At 73.0% G+C, this 17,912-nt stretch carries 16 protein-coding genes and 1 tRNA gene; 2 read left to right on the top strand and 15 right to left on the bottom strand.

From position 1 onward, the window contains the following. Window positions 1-55: 55 nt before the first annotated feature. Both AB0F18_RS00610 and AB0F18_RS00605 read left to right on the top strand, forming a co-directional pair. Window positions 56-3,286 carry a PAS domain-containing protein gene (locus AB0F18_RS00610; protein ID WP_362052965.1) on the top strand — a complete coding sequence of 1,077 codons (3,231 nt, stop codon included), beginning with the start codon at window positions 56-58 and terminating at the stop codon, window positions 3,284-3,286. Between the two features lie 13 nt (window positions 3,287-3,299). Next, window positions 3,300-3,875 (top strand): antibiotic biosynthesis monooxygenase, encoded by a 576-nt coding sequence (locus tag AB0F18_RS00605; protein ID WP_362052962.1) that lies wholly within the window; start codon window positions 3,300-3,302, stop codon window positions 3,873-3,875. Window positions 3,876-3,888: 13 nt separating this feature from the next. On the opposite strand, the gene AB0F18_RS00600 is transcribed toward AB0F18_RS00605, so the two are convergent. From AB0F18_RS00600 to AB0F18_RS00530, 15 genes are all read right to left on the bottom strand, one after another. Beyond that, window positions 3,889-5,538 (bottom strand): long-chain fatty acid--CoA ligase, encoded by a 1,650-nt coding sequence (locus AB0F18_RS00600; protein WP_362052960.1) that lies wholly within the window; start codon window positions 5,536-5,538, stop codon window positions 3,889-3,891. A gap of 191 nt (window positions 5,539-5,729) precedes the next feature. Further along, window positions 5,730-6,263: a SigE family RNA polymerase sigma factor gene (locus AB0F18_RS00595; RefSeq protein WP_362052957.1), complete on the bottom strand. Its 534-nt coding sequence runs from the start codon at window positions 6,261-6,263 to the stop codon at window positions 5,730-5,732. Between the two features lie 134 nt (window positions 6,264-6,397). After that, entirely contained in the window at window positions 6,398-7,564 is a 1,167-nt protein-coding gene (locus tag AB0F18_RS00590; protein WP_362052954.1) for a lipid-transfer protein, read from the bottom strand. Next, complete coding sequence (locus tag AB0F18_RS00585) at window positions 7,561-7,950, bottom strand: MaoC family dehydratase (RefSeq protein WP_362052951.1); 390 nt, start codon at window positions 7,948-7,950, stop codon at window positions 7,561-7,563. The genes AB0F18_RS00590 and AB0F18_RS00585 overlap by 4 nt, the downstream gene beginning before the upstream one ends. Further along, complete coding sequence (locus tag AB0F18_RS00580; protein WP_362052948.1) at window positions 7,947-8,993, bottom strand: acyl-CoA dehydrogenase family protein; 1,047 nt, start codon at window positions 8,991-8,993, stop codon at window positions 7,947-7,949. The genes AB0F18_RS00585 and AB0F18_RS00580 overlap by 4 nt, the downstream gene beginning before the upstream one ends. A 1-nt stretch (window position 8,994) precedes the next feature. Continuing rightward, a complete protein-coding gene (locus tag AB0F18_RS00575) occupies window positions 8,995-9,939 on the bottom strand; it encodes an OB-fold domain-containing protein (RefSeq protein WP_362052945.1) in 945 nt (314 codons plus the stop codon). Then, window positions 9,936-11,087: an acyl-CoA dehydrogenase family protein gene (locus AB0F18_RS00570; RefSeq protein WP_362052942.1), complete on the bottom strand. Its 1,152-nt coding sequence runs from the start codon at window positions 11,085-11,087 to the stop codon at window positions 9,936-9,938. Before AB0F18_RS00570 ends, AB0F18_RS00575 begins: the two co-directional genes overlap by 4 nt. A gap of 191 nt (window positions 11,088-11,278) precedes the next feature. Continuing rightward, window positions 11,279-11,425 carry a hypothetical protein gene (locus tag AB0F18_RS00565; protein ID WP_362053138.1) on the bottom strand — a complete coding sequence of 49 codons (147 nt, stop codon included), beginning with the start codon at window positions 11,423-11,425 and terminating at the stop codon, window positions 11,279-11,281. Between the two features lie 236 nt (window positions 11,426-11,661). After that, the gene (locus AB0F18_RS00560) at window positions 11,662-11,991 is read right to left on the bottom strand and encodes a DUF6344 domain-containing protein (protein WP_362052939.1); all 330 of its coding nucleotides are present in this window, start codon (window positions 11,989-11,991) and stop codon (window positions 11,662-11,664) included. A gap of 189 nt (window positions 11,992-12,180) precedes the next feature. Next, a tRNA-Ser gene (locus AB0F18_RS00555) sits at window positions 12,181-12,265 on the bottom strand. 60 nt (window positions 12,266-12,325) lie between these two features. Further along, window positions 12,326-13,264, bottom strand: coding sequence for a peptidase (locus tag AB0F18_RS00550; protein ID WP_362052936.1), 939 nt, complete (start codon window positions 13,262-13,264; stop codon window positions 12,326-12,328). Window positions 13,265-13,451: 187 nt separating this feature from the next. Continuing rightward, complete coding sequence (locus tag AB0F18_RS00545; RefSeq protein ID WP_362052933.1) at window positions 13,452-14,516, bottom strand: putative sulfate exporter family transporter; 1,065 nt, start codon at window positions 14,514-14,516, stop codon at window positions 13,452-13,454. Then, a complete protein-coding gene (locus AB0F18_RS00540) occupies window positions 14,516-15,064 on the bottom strand; it encodes a cysteine dioxygenase family protein (RefSeq protein WP_362052930.1) in 549 nt (182 codons plus the stop codon). The genes AB0F18_RS00545 and AB0F18_RS00540 overlap by 1 nt, the downstream gene beginning before the upstream one ends. A 102-nt stretch (window positions 15,065-15,166) precedes the next feature. Then, window positions 15,167-16,072 (bottom strand): LysR family transcriptional regulator, encoded by a 906-nt coding sequence (locus AB0F18_RS00535; protein WP_362052927.1) that lies wholly within the window; start codon window positions 16,070-16,072, stop codon window positions 15,167-15,169. Between the two features lie 113 nt (window positions 16,073-16,185). Beyond that, window positions 16,186-17,694, bottom strand: a complete 1,509-nt coding sequence (locus tag AB0F18_RS00530; RefSeq protein ID WP_362052924.1) for a trypsin-like peptidase domain-containing protein — start codon at window positions 17,692-17,694, stop codon at window positions 16,186-16,188. Window positions 17,695-17,912 lie beyond the last annotated feature (218 nt).

Genomic DNA, 17,912 nt, shown 5'->3' with positions numbered 1-17,912 from the left:
CCCTTAGACTCCTCCCGTGACTTGCCGGTAGTCGTGGTCAGGGAGGACGCTCGTCGTGAGCAGCAGGCCATCCCGAGGCGCTGCTCGCCTCGCAGCAATACTCGACGCGCTCCCGGATGCGCTGTTGCTCGTCAACGCCAACGGCACGGTCGTCAACGCGAATTCGATCGCCCTCGAAGCCATGGAGAGTCCCGGCACCGGACTGGTCGGCCGCGGCGTGCTCGACCTCTTCCCGGAGTTCGACTCCAAACTGATCCCCGGTTCCATGCGCCGGCCCGGCGACGAGCTGACGGGCCGCTCCAAGCCGCAACGGATGACCGCGCGCCGCACCGACGGCAGCGAGTTCCCCGTCGAGGTCACCAGCGCCCACCTCGACGGCCGTGACGCCTACCGCGAGCCCCAGCCGTACACCGGCGACGAGCTGCTGATGCTGGTCGTACGGGACCTCACCGAGGCCGTGGACACCGAGGCCGAGCTGGCCCGCTCCCAGCGGCAGACCGAGATGATCCTGCGCGCCGCCGCCGAGGGCGTCGTGGGCACCGACACCGACGGCCGCGTGGTCCTCGTCAACCCGGCCGCCGCCCAGATCCTCGGCTACCGCGCCACCGACCTCGGCAACCGCGAGCTGCACGGGCTGATCCAGCACTCGCGCGCCGACGGCTCCCCCTTCCCCTTCGACGAGTCCCCGCTCGCCGACACCCTGCGCAGCGGGCGCAAGCACCGGGTCCGCGGCCAGGTGCTGTGGAACAAAGCCGGCCAGCCCGTCGCCGTCGACCTGACCACCTCGCCCGTCCGGGACGGGGAGATGCTCGTCGGCGCCGTCATGACCTTCACCGACCGGCGGCCCTACGACGCCCTGGCCGCGCGCCACGCCCAGCTGGTGGCCATGCTCGGCGACTCGCTGCGCGGGCCGCTGGAAGAGCTGCGCGGGGAGCTCGCCACGCTGGCCGCCGACGACGGCGGACAGCTGTGGCCCGAGGCCAACCAGCTCCTGCACCATCTGGCCGCCGGGTACTCGCGGATGACCACCCTGGTGGACAACGTCCTCGGCTACCAGCGCCTGGACGCGGGCAGCGAGAAGCTCAAGAAGCAGAACGTCCTGATCAACGAGGTCGTCAAGGCCGGCATCGACGGCGCGGTCGAGCTGATCGGCCCCGGCCGGGCCCAGTTCGCCGTCCACGCCCCGACCATCGAGGCCGAGGTGGACGCCGCACGGGTCGCGACCGCGCTCGCGCACCTGGTCGCAGACGTCGCCGGGGTGGACGCCACTGGCAAGACCCGCCAGGGCAGCGGCTACAGCGACTCCACGATCGTGGTGGCCGCCGCACAGCGCGGCGAGGTCGTACGGATCGAGGTGCGCGGCCCCTACGAGGGCGGCAGCCCCGTGCACGAGCCGATCGTGCGCGGCATCGTCACCGCGCACGGCGGTGTCCTGCAGACCGTGGAGGTACCCGGGGCGCCCGGCGGGGCGTATGTGCTGGAGCTGCCGCTGGGCGCGGGAGCCGGGACGGTGGAGCTGCCCGAGCCGGAGCCCGCACCGGAGCCCGAGGCCGCCCCGGCCACGGTCTCCGGCGGCCGGCGGGGCCGGCGCGGCGTGGACGCCTTCCTGGAGGACGGCGCCGGCGAGGGGAAGGACGCCGGGGCGCGCGAGGCTTCGGGCGCGCTGGCCCTGCCCGGGCAGGCGGCCGCCCAGGCTTCCGGTTCGGGCCCGGCGGAGCTCGCGCAGTCCCCGGTGAACCCGGCGGGGCTCGGTACCGGGCGCCGGCGGGGCCGTGCCGGCGACGACGGCACGGACTCCGGACGCCCCGGAGCGGGACGGCCCGTGCCCCCGCAGGGCACCGCCATGCCGGCGCTGCCGCCCGTGCCGGCCGTTCCCCCCGTCCCGGTGACCGAGCATCCGGCGGGGCGCCGCCGTGCGCTGGGCCCGGTGGCCGCACCCGCGCAGCCCGGCGGGCCGGTGCCGGCCGCCGGTCTCGCCGCCCCTTCCGTACCCCGGCCGGTCGCGCCCGAGGGCGGCTTCGCGCTGCCCGCCGGACCGACCCCGGCCGCCGCGGCCGGCTCCGGTGAGGCCGAGTCCGACGGCCCGGGCGGACGCCGTGCCCGCCGGGTGCTCGGCGCGCCCGCGTCCCCCGAACCGCAGGTCCCGGCCGCCCCCGGCGGCGAGGAGCCCGCACTGCCGACCGGCCGGCGCCGTGCGCTGCCCACGGCCCCCGCCTGGCCCGTTCCCGCGGCCCGGACCGCCCCCGAGGACGGCGAGGCCGCGGCGGTCGCCGTCCCCGGCGCCCGGCAGTCCGCGGACGCCCCGGCCGGCGGGCAGCCGATCAGCGTGCGCGCGCTCGGCACCCTGGGCCAGGGCATCTCCGTGGACCCGGGAACGGCCGGCCCCGGCGGTTCCGGCTCCGGCCGGCGCCGCAGGCTCGCCGAACCCGCGCCCCAGGGTCGGGCCTTCGCCATAGGGGCGCCCGAGGCGGGCGCCGCAGAGGGCCCCGAGCCGCTCGACGGGCCCGGCGGTGCCGTCGAGGTGGTCAACCGTCCCGTGCCGCCGCCCGTGGACGACGAGCTGCCGCCCGAGCCGCTGGACAACCCGCGCCGGCTGCTGGTGTGGCCCGCGCCGGACGCGCAGACCCGGCAGGCGCTCAGCGACCGCGGCTACCGCCCGGTGATCGTGAACTCCCGTGAGGAGGTGGACGCGCAGATCGCGGCCTTCCCCGCCGCGCTGTTCGTCGACCCGCTGACCGGGCCGATCACCCGGACCGCCCTGCAGTCCCTGCGCCAGGCCGCGGTGGCCGCCGAGGTCCCCGTACTGGTCACGGCCGGGCTGGGGCACGCCACGCGCGAGGCGGCGTACGGTGCCGATCCGGCCGTCCTGCTCAAGGCGCTCGCCCCGCGCGACAGCGAGCAGCACCCGTCCCGCGTGCTGCTGATCGAGGAGCACGACGAGATCGCCACCGCGCTGACCGCCGCGCTGGAGCGGCGCGGCCTGCAGGTCGCACGGGCGGGAGCGGACACCGACGCCGTGGAGCTGGCGACCCGGATGCGGCCCAACCTGGTGGTCATGGACCTGATGCAGGTACGGCGGCGGCGGGCCGGGATCGTGGACTGGCTGCGCGCCCACGGGCAGCTGAACCGCACCCCCCTGGTCGTCTACACGGCCACCGGGATCGAGCCGGGCGACCGGCCGCGGCTGGCGTCGGGCGAGAGCGTGCTGTTCCTCGCCGAGCGGTCGACCACCGCGGACGTGCAGGGCCGCATCGTGGACCTCCTGGCCAAGATCGGCACCAACTAGCCATCCTGGTCCGATGGCCCTCACCGACACCGCCGAGCACAGCGTCCCCGCCGACAACGGGGAGGTGAGCCTGCTCATCGCACGTCAGGTGGAGCCGGGCTACGAGGAGGCGTTCGAGACCTGGGCGCGCGGCATCCTGGAAACCGCCGCGCGCTTCCCGGACCACCTCGGCTACGGGCTGTTCCGGCCCGCGGCCGAGGGCGCCCCGTGGTTCCTCGTCCACCGCTTCCGCAACCAGGACGCGTTCCAGCGGTGGCAGGACTCGCCCGAGCGGGCCGAGTGGTTCGCCCACTGCGAGGGCCACCACCACACCGAGATAGCCCGGCGCGAGCTGCACGGCATGGAGACCTGGTTCGCCAAGCCGGGGACGACCCGGCCCGCGCCGCCGCGGTGGAAGATGGCGATCAGCTCGGGGCTGGCCATCTTCCCCATCTCGCTCATAGGCAACGCGGTGCTCGGGCCGTTCCTGGTGAACCTGCACTTCGTGCTGCGGACGGCCGCCTTCGCGGCCGTCTTCAGCACCCTGATGACCTACGTGGCCATGCCCGCCGTCAGCAGGCTGCTGCGGCCGTGGCTCACGCGCGGCTGACCCGCCCCGGGTTTCAGACCAGGGTGGTGACGTCCAGGTCGCCGTCGGCGTACTGCTTGCGGATCACCTTCTTGTCGAACTTGCCAACGCTCGTCTTCGGCACGGACTCGACGAACGTCCAGCGCTCCGGCAGCTGCCACTTGGCGATCGACTGGGCGAGGAACGCGCGCAGCCCGGCGTAGTCGGCCGTGGCGCCCTCCTTGAGGACGACCGTGGCCAGCGGGCGCTCGCCCCACTTCTCGTCGGGGACGGCGACCACGGCCGCCTCGGCGACCTCCGGGTGGGCCATCAGGGCGTTCTCCAACTCGACGCTGGAGATCCACTCACCGCCGGACTTGATGACGTCCTTGGCCCGGTCGGTGAGGGTGAGGAAGCCGTCGGCGCTGATCACACCGACGTCACCGGTCTTGAGCCAGCCGTCCGCGCTGAACTTGTCCTCGGGCCGCAGGGGTTCACCGGAGGCGCCGCCGTAGTAGGCGCCGGCGATCCAGTTGCCGCGGACCTCCAGCTCGCCCGCCGACTCCCCGTCCCAGGGCAGGACGTCGCCGCCGGGCCCGATGAGGCGGGCCTCGACGCCGGCCGGGAAGCGGCCCTGGGTGACCCGGTACGGCCATTCCTCCTCGGCGCTGAGGCCGGCCGGCGGGTGCGCCATGGTGCCCAGCGGGGAGGTCTCCGTCATGCCCCAGGCGTGGCACAGGCGCACGCCGAGCTTGTCGTAGGCCTCCATCAGGGAGGGCGGACAGGCGGCGCCGCCAATGGTGACCTGCTTCATCGAGGTCAGGTCGCGCGGGTTGGCGGTGACCTCGGCGAGCAGCCCCTGCCAGATGGTGGGGACGGCCGCGGCGTGCGTGGGCTTCTCCCGCTCGATCATCTCGGCGAGCGGGGCCGGCTGGAGGAAGCGGTCCGGCATCAGCATGTTGATGCCGGTCATGAAGGTGGCGTGGGGCAGGCCCCAGGCGTTGACGTGGAACTGCGGGACCACGATCAGGCTGGTGTCGTGGTCGGTGAGGCCCATGGACTCGGTCATGTTGACCTGCATGGAGTGCAGGTAGACCGAGCGGTGGGAGTAGATGACGCCCTTGGGCTCCCCGGTGGTGCCCGAGGTGTAGCACATGGCGGCGGCCTGGCGTTCGTCCAGCTCGGGCCATTCGTAGCGGGCGGGGCGGCCTTCGAGGAGCTCCTCGTACTCGTGCACCCGTACGTCGAGCCCGTCGAGGGCGGAGCGGTCGCCGATGCCGACGACCACGACGTGCTCGACCGTCGGAAGGTGCGGCAGCAGCGGTGCCAGCAGCGGCAACAGGGTGCCGTTCACCAGCACGACCCGGTCGGCCGCGTGGTTGACGATGAAGACCAGCTGCTCGGGGGGCAGCCGAAGGTTGAGCGTGTGCAGGACCGCGCCCATGGACGGAATCGCGAAGTACGCCTCGACGTGCTCGGAGTTGTTCCACATGAGGGTCGCGACACGTTCGTCCTGCTGGACGCCGAGCTCGTCGCGCAGGGCGTGCGCGAGCCGCGCGGCGCGGACGCCGATCTCCGCGAAGCTGCGCCGGTGCGGCTCGGCCTCGCCGGTCCAGGTCGTGACCTGCGAGTCTCCGTGGATCGTCGACCCGTGGGCCAGGATCCGCGAGATCAGCAGCGGTACATCCTGCATGGTGCTCAGCAAAGCGTCCTCCCGGTGAGCGCTGCGGCGCTGCGGCGGCTGTCGGATGCTGCCGATTCTGCGCACGTACCGGTCGGCATGTCACTACCCGGGAGTACAAACAGGCTGGCCAATCACTGTCCGGGCCCGTTCTCTGGCCGATGTTTCTCCCCCGGCTGCCGCTGGGAAGGGCCGGCTGTTTCACGTGAAACGGATCAGCGCACCGGGGTGAGCTCGGGGTCCTCGCGGAGCTTGACCAGGGCGCGGGAGACGGCGCTCTTGACCGTGCCCACCGAGACGCCGAGCAGCTCGGCGGTCTGCGCCTCGCTCAGGTCCTCGTAGTAGCGCAGGACGACCATGGCCCGCTGGCGGTCGGGCAAGCGGGTCACCGCCCGCCACATCGCGTCGCGCAGCACCTGCGCCTCGGCGGGGTCGGCGGACGAAGGCGCCTCGCTCTCGGGGACCTCCTCGCAGACGAACTCGTCGACCTTGCGCTTGCGCCACTGCGAGGTGCGGGTGTTGACGAGGGCTCGCCGGACGTACCCGTCCAGGGCCCGGTGGTCCTCGATGCGGTCCCAGGCGACGTAGGTCTTGGCGAGGGCCGTCTGGAGCAGGTCCTCGGCATCGCACGGATTGGCCGTCAGGGAGCGCGCGGTACGCATCAGGGTCGTGCCACGGGTCCGGACGTACGCCGAGAACGACGGGTACGGCGTCGGGTTCGAGGCGAGCGTGCACACAGGCGTGGTCATGGCTCCACGCTAGAAGCGGAGCGCACTCCTGGGATCGGCCCCAAGTGCCGAAGCGGGGTCCCCCTCAGGTTGTAGGGCGGGGCGGCGCCCCACCTCCTGTAGGTGGAGGAGGGGGCCCGCGACCAGGACCGGAATCACCCGTCGGCGCCCAGGATCAGACCGGAGGTGGGTACGCCGGTGCCGGCGGTGACGAGGACGTGCTCGGCCCCCGCGAGCTGGTTGACGGAGGTGCCGCGCAGCTGGCGGACCGCTTCGGCGATGCCGTTCATGCCGTGCAGGTAGGCCTCCCCGAGCTGGCCGCCGTGGGTGTTGAGGGGGAGCGCGCCGGCGGCCGTGAAGTCGGCGGCCTCGCCCGGCCCGCAGAAGCCGAACTCCTCCAGCTGCATGAGGACGAAGGGCGTGAAGTGGTCGTAGAGGATGCCCACGTCGATGTCCGAGGGCCGCAGCCCGCTGGTCCGCCACAGCTGGCGGGCGACCACGTCCATCTCCGGGAGTCCGGTGAGGTCGTCGCGGTAGAAGGAGGTCATCCCCTCCTGGCGGCGGCCCGCGCCCTGGGCGGCGGCGGTGATCACGGCGGGCTTCTGCCGCAGGTCGCGGGCCCGCTCGGCGGTGGTGACGACGAGTGCCTGGCCGCCGTCGGTCTCCTGGCAGCAGTCCAGCAGGCGCAGCGGTTCGACGATCCAGCGGGAGGCGGCGTGGTCGGCGAGGGTGATGGGCTTGCCGTGGAAGTACGCGGCGGGGTTGTTCGCGGCGTACTTCCGGCCGGTCACGGCGACGTGCCCGAAGGCCTCGGGGGTGAGGTTGTAGCTGTGCAGGTAGCGCTGGGCGGTCATGGCCACCCAGGACGCGGGGGTGAGCAGGCCCCAGGGCAGGGACCAGCCGAGGGCCGCGCCCTCCGCCGAGGGTTCGCGCTGCTGGACGCCGGAGCCGAAGCGGCGGCCGGAGCGTTCGTTGAAGGCGCGGTAGCAGACCACGACCTCGGCCACCCCGGTGGCCACGGCGAGGGCGGCCTGCTGGACGGTGGCGCAGGCGGCGCCGCCCCCGTAGTGGATGCGGGAGAAGAAGGAGAGCTCTCCGATACCGGCGGCCTGGGCGACGGTGATCTCGGGGCTGGTGTCCATCGTGAAGGTGACCATGCCGTCGACGTCGGCGGGGGTGAGTCCGGCGTCGTCGAGGGCGGCGTGCACCGCTTCGACGGCGAGCTTGAGCTCGCTGCGGCCGGAGTCCTTGGAGAACTCGGTCGCGCCGATGCCGGCGATGGCGGCGCGGCCGCCCAGATCGTCGCGGGCGCGGACGCTCATGCCCCGGCCCCCAGGGTGACGGTCACGGTGCCCGTGACGTGGTGGCCGAGGCGGTTGGCCCCGACGACCCGGATCTCGGCGGTGTCCCCGTCGAGGGAGGTGACCGTGCCGGTGAGGGTCATGGTGTCGCCCGGGTAGTTGGGGGCGCCGAGCCGGATGGCCACCTTGCGCAGGACGGCGTGCGGCCCGAGGTGGTCGGTGATGTACCGGCCGACGAGCCCGTTGGTGGTCAGGATGTTCATGAAGATGTCCGGGGAGCCCTTCTCGCGGGCGAGTTCCGCGTCGTGGTGCACGTCCTGGTAGTCGCGGGAGGCGATGGCGCCCGCGACGATCAGGGTGCGGGTGACCGGGATCTCCAGCGGCGGCAGCGCGTCGCCGACGTTCATGCGTTCTCCCCCTCCTTCTCCCCCTCGGATATGAGCGCGCCCAGCTCGGACAGCAGCTCGCTGCCGCTGCCCAGGTAGGCATCCAGCTGGCGTCCCCACAGGAAGTGCCGGTGGACGGGGTGGTCCAGGTCGGCGCCCATGCCGCCGTGCAGGTGCTGGCCCGCGTGGACAACCCGCTTGCCCGCCTCCGAGGCCCACCAGGCGGCCGTGAGGGCGTGTTCGCGCGCCGGGAGTCCCTCGTCGGTGCGCCAGGCCGCCTCGTAGGCGGTGACCCGGATGGCCTCGGTGTCCATGTACGCGTCGGCGGCGCGGAGCATGACCCCCTGGTTCGTGGACAGCGGGCGGCCGAACTGCTCACGGGTGGAGGTGTACTCGACGGCGCGGGCGAGGGAGCCGGCGCAGACGCCCGCCTGGAGGCCGGCGAAGGCGGTCCGGGCGGCGGCGAGCACCTCCTCGTAGGCGTCCGGACCGCCGAGCCGTTCCGCCGGTGCGCCGGTGAGGGTGAGGCGGCCCGCCGACCAGGGGGCGGTCGTCTCCACCGGGCACGTCGCGACGCCGGGGGCGTCCGTCCGTACGAGCCACAGCGCCCGGTCGCGGTCCGGGACCAGGACGTGCGTGGCGTCGCGCAGCCAGGGGACGGCGGGCGCGGTGCCGGTGAGGCGGCCCTCGGGGGTGGCGGTGACCGCCCGGCGGGCGGGGAAGGCGCCGGTGGCGACGGCCTCGCCGGAGCCGAGGGCGGGCAGCAGCCTGGCGCGCTGCTCGGGGCTGCCGTGCGCGGCGACGGGCAGGATCCCGTAGGCGCAGGTGGCGGCGTACGGGACCTGGGCGGTGGTGCGGCCCTGTTCCTCCAGGAGGAGGACCAGTCCCAGGAGGCCGACCTCCTCGACGGCGGCGGTCAGACCGGCGGCGGTGAGGGCCTTCCACAGTTCGGCGTCGCTGCCGGTGCCGGCCGCGGCGAGGCGCTCGTGGGTGGCGCGGTCGTGGAAGATCCGGGCGGCGAGGGAAGCCGCCGCGGCCTGTTCCTCGGTGGGGTGGAAGTCCATGTCAGCCCGCCTCTCCGCGGAAGACGGGCAGTTCGAGGGTGTCGTCGACGCGCAGGAACTCCAGCCGGACGGGGAGGCCGATGCGCACCTTGTCGTAGGGGACGCCGGCGATGTTGGCGATGATGCGCACGCCCTCGGCGAGCTCGACCAGGGCGACCGCGTACGGAGGGTCGAAGGCCGGGAAGGGCGGATGGTGCATGACGACGTACGAGAAGACGGTGCCGGCGCCACCCGCCTCGACGGTGTCCCAGTCGGGGGAGGAGCAGGCGTTGCAGCCGGGGAGCCAGGGAAAGCGCAGGGTGGCACAGGCGGTGCAGCGCTGGATCAGCAGCTTGTGCTCCCGGACCCCGTCCCAGAAGCCCTGGTTGTCGCGGTTGATCACGGGGCGCGGGCGCTGGGGCTTCGGGGCGTCCGGTGCCTTCGGTGCGGGGGGCCGCTTGGCGGCCGGGGCGTACTTGAGGATGCGGAAGCGGTGCGTTCCGGCCGGCTCGCCGTTCACGTGGACGTCCATCCGGGTCGTCACGAAGTGCCCGGTGCCCAGTCTGGTCGTCTTGCGCGGGGAGACGGACTCGATCACGGCGTCGAAGGTCACCGTGTCGCCGGGGCGCAGCGGGCGCAGGTACTCCTGCTCGCAGTCGGTCGCGACGACCGAGGTGCAGCCCGCGGCGTCGAGGAGCGCGAAGAGTTCGTCGTAGGCGGTGGAGCGGCCGGTGTGGCCGGAGAGCCCGCCCATCGTCCAGGCCTGGAGCATGGTGGGCGGGGCGATGGCGTCCGGGCCGGTGTAGGCGGGGTTGGTGTCGCCCATCGCTTCGCACCAGTGGCGGATCATCGGCTCGTTGACCGGGTCCTTGGCCCGGCCGGCGGTGGCGGCGGGCCGCCCTTCGAAGGCCTTGAGCCGCTGGAGCAGCTCCGCTTCGTCGGCGGTGGTCGCCCGGTCGGCGGTCATCGCTTCCTTCCCTTCATGCCGAGCCGCATCATGGCGACGATCTCGCGCTGGACCTCGCTGACGCCGCCGCCGAAGGTGTTGATCTGGGCCGCGCGGTTCATCCGCTCCAGCTCGCCGCCGAGGAAGGCCTCCGGACCGCGTACGAGGGCCTCCTCGCCGACGACCTCCTGGCAGATCCGGTACACCTCGACGGTGGACTCGGTGCCGAGGAACTTCACGCCGCTGGCGTCGCCGGGGGCGAGGGTGCCCGCGCCGACGTCCTGGACGAGGCGCCAGTTGAGGAGGCGTACGGCGGCCAGCCGGGCGTGGGCCTCGGCGAGCCGGGACCGGACCCAGGGCCGGTCGGCGGGGCGTTCGCCGGTGGCGGGGTCGGGGGTGCGGGCGTGGGTGCGGGCGGCCTCGTAGAAGTCCTCGGCCTGCATGCCGATGGCGGCGAGGGCGACGCGCTCGTGGTTGAGCTGGTTGGTGATCAGGCCCCAGCCGCCGTGTTCGGGACCGACGAGGTGGCCGGCGGGGACGCGGATGCCGTCGTAGTACGTGGCCGTGGTGGTGAGGCCGCCGACGGTGTCGATGGGGGTCCAGGAGAAGCCGGGGCTGTCGGTGGGCACGAGGATGATGGATATGCCCTGATGTTTGGGGGCCTGCGGGTCGGTGCGGCAGGCCAGCCAGATCCAGTCGGCGTTCTGGGCGTTGGAGGTGAAGATCTTCTGCCCGTCGATCAGCCAGTCGTCTCCGTCGCGGACGGCGCGGGTGCGCAGGGCGGCCAGGTCGGTGCCGGCCTCGGGTTCCGAGTAGCCGATGGCGAAGACGGTCTCGCCCCGGAGGATGCGGGGCAGGAAGTAGTCCTTCTGCTCCTGGGTCCCGTACTTCATGAGGGTGGGGCCCACGGTGTTCAGGGTGACCATGGAGACGGGGGCCCCGGCCCGGTAGGCCTCGTCGAAGAACACGAACTGCTCGTCGGGGCCGCGGCCCTGGCCTCCGTACTCGACGGGCCAGCCGAGGCCGAGCAGCCCGTCGGCGCCGATGCGGCGCAGCAGGGCGCGCTGGTCCGCCGGGTCGTCGGGGACCCCGTCCGGCAGCAGTTCCCGGAAGTACTCGCGCAGTTCGGCGCGTAGCCGTGACTGTCCTTCGGACGGAGCGAGGTGCACGGCGCTGGCCTCCCGGGCGTCGCATCGGACGAGTGAACTGACTGTCCGTCAGATTCACTGGGGATGTCAAGGCCGGGAGACGCGGCGGCGGCCGTACGGCACGGGGCATGCGGAAGGGCGCCCGCCCGACCGGACCCCAGCCGGTCCGGTCGTACGAGCGCCCTCAGTGGTCTGCGCGGTTCAGGAGGCTTCTACCACCACAGGAAGAAGTTCACCGCCACGTTCGAGTTGGCCTGGTGGATCGCCGTGTTGGCGGAGCCGTTGACCTGCGCGGTGTTGTTGTGCGCCTCCGCCCGGCGGGAAACTCGCGCCTCACGGGAGGTGAATCGTTTCGGCAAACTCGCCCGACCCGGACATGCCGAAAAGGGCCGCACCGTCCGGGACGTCCGCCGTCTCCCGGTCCTGCGGCCCTGCCGTTCCAAGATTCACGCCCCCTGCGCGCCCCCGGAACCCGCCGGAGCGAGCCCCCTGTGCACCGCGCCCGGGCCGCGCCCGACCCCGCGCCCGACTCTCCCGCACGCTGTGCCCCGCGCGCCGCTGCCTGCGGCGCCACGCACCCGTACCGCCGCTCCCGCTACGCCGCGAGCGCGACCGCCTCGCGGTCCGGGGCGGGCGCCAGGGCGGCGGCCGTCACGGAGCGGCGTACGGACGGGCTCTTGCCGTGGGCCTCGGCCCGGATCCGCTGCTTGATCGTCGGCGGGAGCGAACCGCCCCGCACCGCCGCCCGCCACGACCAGCGCCGGACCACGGCCGGCCGGACGACGACGGGGGCCGAAGGAGCGTCCACCGCGGCCGGAGCACCCGTCGGAGCCGTCTTACCCACCAGGCCGACAGCGGCCAGGAGCGCCACGAGCGCGGCGAGGAAGGAGGTCCAGATCGACGTGATGCTGCTGCGGTGGGTCATGACGAACGCCTCGATTCGCGATGTTCCGACGGGCGGATCTGCATACATTCGTCATGATGCGACCGCAACCGCACGCCCTCCACGACCCGCGCCGATCTTCCGACAAACACCACCCGGACGGCGGTCCGCGAGAGCGCCGGCAGACAGAGAGGCCCCTGACCAGAATCCTGGTCAGGGGCCTCTCCACAGCGGTGGGTGTGGGATTTGAACCCACGGTGACTCGCGCCACGACGGTTTTCAAGACCGTTCCCTTAGGCCGCTCGGGCAACCCACCTGGCCGGTACAGAGTACCGGGATGTGGGGGCGGTTGGGGTGGGCGTTGCCGGTGGCGGGGTCAGGAGGTCTGGGCCTTGTCGTAGGCCGCCTTGGCCTCGTTGCCGAAGTACGGCCCGAACATCGTGTTGGGCAGGAAGTTGTACCCGAAGCTGTTCACCGACACCTGCGTGCCCAGGCCCGTCGACTCGTTGAAGTCCTGGAACCAGGGCCCGCCGCTGGAGCCGCCGGTCATGTTGCAGGACATGCTGTGGTCCTTGGTGAGCAGGAAGTCCTTGCCCGTATTGGCGCTGCAGTAGATGAGCTTGGTGCCGTCGTAGGGTGCGGCCGCCGGGAAGCCGAAGGAGTACATCTTCTTGTTGTAGCCGCCGTTGAACTGGATGCCCTGGGCCCCGACGACCTGGCTGAGCTTCTGTCCGTTCAGCGGGGCGACGACGGCGAGGCCGACGTCCATGTTCATGTCCTCGCTCGCCGCCCACCGGTCGGTGGCGAAGGTCTTGGTCGCCGGCCACTGGCCGTACGGGGCGTTGCCGTTGTCGTACCCCGGCACGAAGATCCAGTCGGTGTGCCAGGCTCCCTGGTACTTCACGCAGTGCCCGGCCGTGATGACCGTGCTGCCGTTCTGGCTGGTGATGGAGTCGCCCGAGCAGGAGGCCGTGCGGCCCTGGAAGGTGAAGAACACCCGGCCCGAGGTCTTCACGACCGCCCCGCCGCCCGTCCAGGCCCCGCCGGCCTGCGGGAACGCCGTGGGGGAGGTCGGGGGCACCCGCGTGGGCAGGGCCGTCGCGGAGGGCGCCGTACGGGCTCCGCCCGGGGCCGCCGTCACGTCGAGCGGGGTGGCCTGGCGCATCCGCTCGGCCGTCCAGAAGCCGGGGGTGTGCAGCGGCCGGAACGAGGAGGGCGACTCCGCGGCCGCCGAGGGGGAGGCCGCCGTCAGGGCGCCCGCGAGCAGGGCGCCCGCGGCGAGGAGGACAGATGCCGCCGTGCGATGACGATTCACGCAGGACTCCTTCTGCCGTGCCCGGACCGGTCGGAGCCGGGCAGGGTGGGGTGAAGAGCTGTCGGTGCGGATCGGCTGTTCGGCTTGCGGGGGCAGAGTCGCACGAGGGCCCCGAGATGTCAGGGGCGAGTCCGGACGTTCGGTCGGTTCCGGCCAGGAAATGGCCAACTCCCCCTGTGTCCAACCGTCATGTGGTCACGAGCACCCCGGCATAGGACACCCCGGCCACCACCACCCAGGCCCCGAGGCCCAGCAGTGCGGCACGCCCGCCGGTGCGGGCCAGGGTCGGCAGGTGCACGGCGCTGCCCAGCCCGAACAGGGCCGCCGCCAGCAGCGCCTCCTGCGCGGTGTGCGCCCAGTCCAGTGCCGCATGGGGCAGCAGGCCCGTCGCGCGCAGCCCGGCCGCCGCCAGGAAGCCGACGACGAACAGGGGCACCGGGGCCGGACGCTTCCCCGAGGAGGTGCGCACGCCGCGCCGCCGGGCCCGCATCGAGAAGGCCACGGCCGCCACCAGCGGGGCCAGCAGGGCCACCCGCATCAGCTTGACCAGCACCGCCTCACCGAGCGCGCCAGGGCCGGCGGTCTGGGCCGTCGCCACCACCTGGCCGACGTCGTGGACGCTCGCGCCCACCCAGCGCCCGAAGGACAGGTCGGAGAGCCCCAACGGGCCCTGGAGGAGCGGGAGTACGGCGATGGCGAGGGTTCCGCAGAGGGTCACCAGGGCCACCGAGGCCGCCACGTCTTCCTCGTCGCTGCCGGAGACCTCGCTCACCGCGCCGATGGCCGAGGCGCCGCAGATGGAGTAGCCGGTGGCGATCAGCAGGGGCTGGTCGCCCGGGAGTCCGAGGCGGCGGCCCAGCCAGACGGTACCGAAGAAGGTGGCGGCCACCACGGCGCTCACCATGGCCACCGTGGCCCAGCCCAACCGGAGCACCTGGTCCAGGCCGAGCCCGAGGCCCAGCAGGACGATGCCGATCCGCATCAGCCGCTTCCCGGCCAGGGACAGGCCCGGGCGGGCCGGTCCGCGGACGATGCTCCGTACGCCGGGCAGGTGGGCCACCGCGATCCCGAGCACCACCGAGGCGGTCAGCATCGGCACGCCCGGGACGAGCCGGTGCACGCCCCAGGCCACCAGGGCGCCGGCGGCGGCCAGGCCCAGGCCGGGCCAGGACGTGGGCGTGGGCTTGGGCTTGGGTGTTTCACGTGAAACGTGGGAGTCCGCCTCGCTGCGGGGGCGGTGGAGGAGGGCCATCAGTCGACGGGAAGCGTGTAGACGCGGCGGATGCTGCTGCCCAGCCGGGAGACGTCGGCTCCGTAGACGTGGATCGATATCGCCTTGTCGGTACAGGAGTTGCGCACCTTGTGGATGTCCCCGGGCGGGGCGAATCCGCAGACCTCGCCCTGGGCGTTGACCACGTCCTCGGTGGCGACCAGACGGGCGGCGTCGGCGCCGGGGGCGAGCCGGTAGCGGCGCTCGCTCTCCTCGCCCTGGTGCACGCCGGCCACGCACCACGACACGTGGTCGTGGATACAGGTCTCCTGGCCGGGCATCCAGACGAGGGCCACGACCGAGAAACCGCCGTCGGGCTCTGCGTGCAGGATGTGCTGCCGGTAGCGCTCCGGGTCGCCCTCCTGCTGCTCCGCGGTCAGCAGGTCGGCGGTGCCCAGGTGCGGGGCGAGGCGCTCACCGACGAGGTAGGCGGTCAGGTCGGGGGCCAGCCCCCGGTCGACGACCGTGCGGATCTCACGGACGAGGGCGGCCATCCTCGTGGTCGTACGGGCCGGCGTGGTGGTGGTCATGCAAGCAGCGTCCGTCGGGGGATCCATCACGTCCAACGACAGTTATGACCTGAAATCCCAAACTCTGCTTATGGATGGGGAGCTGCGGGCGGCTGCCGGAGGTCAGCAGCCGACCCGGTTCGACGCCACCCGCTTCAGCTCGTCCAGCACCACGGCCGTCGCCGGGATCCGCAGGTGGTCGCGGTAGACGTACGCGGCGATGTGACGGCGGGCGGCGGGCTCCAGCACCCGGCCGCAGACCCGGCTCAGCGAGAGCGAGGGCAGGACCAGTGCCGGCATCATCGCCACCCCCAGCCCCTGCCCGACCAGGCTCTGCACCACCAGGTTGTCGTCGGTGGCGAACCGGATGTCGGGGACGAAGCCCAGCTCGGCGCACTCGTGCAGCAGATTCGCCCGGCAGCGCGGGCAGCCTGCGATCCACTGCTCCTCGGCGAGGTCGGCCAGGTGCACGGCCCTGCGGCGGGCGAGCGGGTGGCCGGTCGGCAGCAGCACCGTCAGCTGGTCCTCCAGCAGCCTGACCTCGGCGACCTCCTCGGGGATCTCCTCGTGCAGCCCCGGATACGTGAAGGCCAGGGTGATGTCGCACTCGCCGCGCTGGAGCCTGCGCAGGGACTCCGGGGGCTCCCCTTCCAGCAGCTCGACCTGCACCCCGGGATGGTCCTTGGCCAGGCCGCTGAGGGCCTCCGGGACGAGGGTGACGTTGGCGCTGGGGAACCCGCAGACCCGGACCCGGCCGGTGCGCAGCCGGGTGTACGCCTTGAGCTGGGCCTCGGCGGCCGAGAGGCTGCCGAGGATGGACTCGGCGTGCCGGGCCAGGGACTCACCGGCCTCGGTGAGCTTCATCTTCCGGCCCACGCGGGTGAACAGCGGTGTGCCGACAGCGCGTTCGAGCGCCTTCATCTGCTGGGTGATGGCGGGCTGGGTGTAGCCCAGAACGCGAGCGGCGGCCGAGTACGAGCCTGCGGCGACCACTTCATGGAATGTCCGTATGTGCCGTGAATCGAACACCAGGGAAGCATAAGCAGATATTGGGAGGGGCCGTAGGCGGATTCCCGGCCACGGCCCCTCCCATCAAGCCACCGTCGAGCGGCGGTGCGTACCCGCCGCGCGCGGCCGCGCGGCTACTTGTCGCCGACGCGCGAGCCGAGCGTGATGTCGACCGTGGTCGGCTTGCCGCCGCGCAGGTAGGTCAGCTTCACGGTGTCGCCCGGCTTGTAGGTCCAGATCAGGCTGATCAGGGTCGGGCCGCTGTCGACCTGCTTGCCGCCGAACTCGGTGATGATGTCGCCGGGCTTGAGGCCCGCCTTGCCGGCCGGCCCGTTGGGGTCGACCAGCTCGTTGGCGGGGGCGCCCTGCTCAGAGATCTTGGCGCCGTCCGTCTTGGCCTGGAGGTCCACGGAGACCGAGATCACCGGGTAGACCGGCTTGCCCGTGTTGATCAGCGACTGGGCGACGTTCTTGGCCTGGTTGATCGGGATGGCGAAGCCGAGGCCGATCGAGCCGGCCTGGCCGCCGCCGAAGCCGCCGTTGCCCGCGGACTGGATAGCGGAGTTGATGCCGATCACCGCGCCGCGGCCGTCGAGCAGCGGGCCGCCGGAGTTGCCCGGGTTGATGGAGGCGTCCGTCTGGAGCGCGCTCATGTACGAGTTCTTGCCACCGGAGCCGTCGCCGGAGGCCACCGGGCGGTTCTTCGCGCTGATGATGCCGGTGGTGACCGTGTTGGACAGGCCGAAGGGGGCGCCGATCGCGATGGTCGGGTCGCCGACCGCGACCTTGTCGGAGTCGCCGAGCGCCAGCGGCTTGAGGCCCGCGGGCGGGTTCTTCAGCTTGATGACGGCCACGTCGTAGCCCTGGGCCCGGCCCATGACCTCGGCCTCGTACTTCTTGCCGTTGGAGAAGGTGGCGGTGAGCTTGCCGCCGTTCGCGGCGGAGGCCACCACGTGGTTGTTGGTCAGGATGTGGCCCTGCTCGTCGTAGATGAAGCCGGTGCCGGTGCCGCCCTCGCCGTCCCCGGCCGAGGCCTCGATGGTGACGACGCTGGGCAGCGCGGAGGCGGCGAGGCCCGCGACGGAGCCGGCGTCCCGCTTGAGGTCCTTCGGGGTGTTGGCCGCACTGATGGTGGTGGAGCCGACACCGTCGTGGTCGCGCTGGGCCGCCCAGTAGCCGATGCCGCCGCCCACGCCGCCCGCGAGCAGGGCCGCCACCAGGACCGCCGCGATCAGACCGCCCCGGCCCTTCGGCTTGGGCTGCGGGGTGCCGTCGGCGGTGAACGGTACGCCCCAGGCGCCGCCGCCCTGGCCGCCACCCGCACCGTACGCGGGGACCGCCGGCGGCGGCGGGGGCCACGCCTCGGCGGCGTACACCGTCGTGACGGGCTCCGCCGGCTGGGCGGCCGGGCCCTGCTGGTGGCCGTACGCCGGGGGCCCGGCGGGGGGCACTGACGGGGTGGGCGGGAGCTGCTGGGTCTGCTCGGCGCCGGGAGCCGGGGCGGGGGCCCCGGCCGGGACGTCCTGGGGCGCCGGGGCGGCGGGAGCGCCCGGGTCGGGGGTGGAGGCGGCCACCGGCACGGGGGGTGCGGACGGGGCCGCGGGGGGCGTCGGGGCCGCGGTGCCCTCGTTCTCGGTGCTCACAGCGCTCTCTCCTCGTCACACACGGCTTGGTGGCCAATACTGCTGCCGGGAAAATCAGGCGATATCGACCCGACACCCTCCGGGCATCGGTCCGACTGAACGTTCGATGCACCGCAGAAGTTCCAGGGCGAAGCCTTTCCCATGACCCGTCAGAGCACTGTAAGCCGGACCTGTGCGTCTGCCGCCTTCCTTTATATCCGACATATCGGACGCACCTC

It is taken from the genome of Streptomyces sp. NPDC029216 (assembly GCF_040648015.1).
Classification (GTDB): domain Bacteria; phylum Actinomycetota; class Actinomycetes; order Streptomycetales; family Streptomycetaceae; genus Streptomyces.
This window is presented reverse-complemented; position numbering and strand designations above follow the sequence as displayed.

Coding starts and splice junctions, on each gene's coding strand:
- AB0F18_RS00605 (WP_362052962.1), top strand. CDS start 3,300: ATGGCCCTCACCGACACCGCCGAGCACAGCGTCCCCGCCGACAACGGG.
- AB0F18_RS00595 (WP_362052957.1), bottom strand. CDS start 6,263: ATGACCACGCCTGTGTGCACGCTCGCCTCGAACCCGACGCCGTACCCG.
- AB0F18_RS00590 (WP_362052954.1), bottom strand. CDS start 7,564: ATGAGCGTCCGCGCCCGCGACGATCTGGGCGGCCGCGCCGCCATCGCC.
- AB0F18_RS00585 (WP_362052951.1), bottom strand. CDS start 7,950: ATGAACGTCGGCGACGCGCTGCCGCCGCTGGAGATCCCGGTCACCCGC.
- AB0F18_RS00580 (WP_362052948.1), bottom strand. CDS start 8,993: ATGGACTTCCACCCCACCGAGGAACAGGCCGCGGCGGCTTCCCTCGCC.
- AB0F18_RS00575 (WP_362052945.1), bottom strand. CDS start 9,939: ATGACCGCCGACCGGGCGACCACCGCCGACGAAGCGGAGCTGCTCCAG.
- AB0F18_RS00560 (WP_362052939.1), bottom strand. CDS start 11,991: ATGACCCACCGCAGCAGCATCACGTCGATCTGGACCTCCTTCCTCGCC.
- AB0F18_RS00545 (WP_362052933.1), bottom strand. CDS start 14,516: ATGGCCCTCCTCCACCGCCCCCGCAGCGAGGCGGACTCCCACGTTTCA.
- AB0F18_RS00540 (WP_362052930.1), bottom strand. CDS start 15,064: ATGACCACCACCACGCCGGCCCGTACGACCACGAGGATGGCCGCCCTC.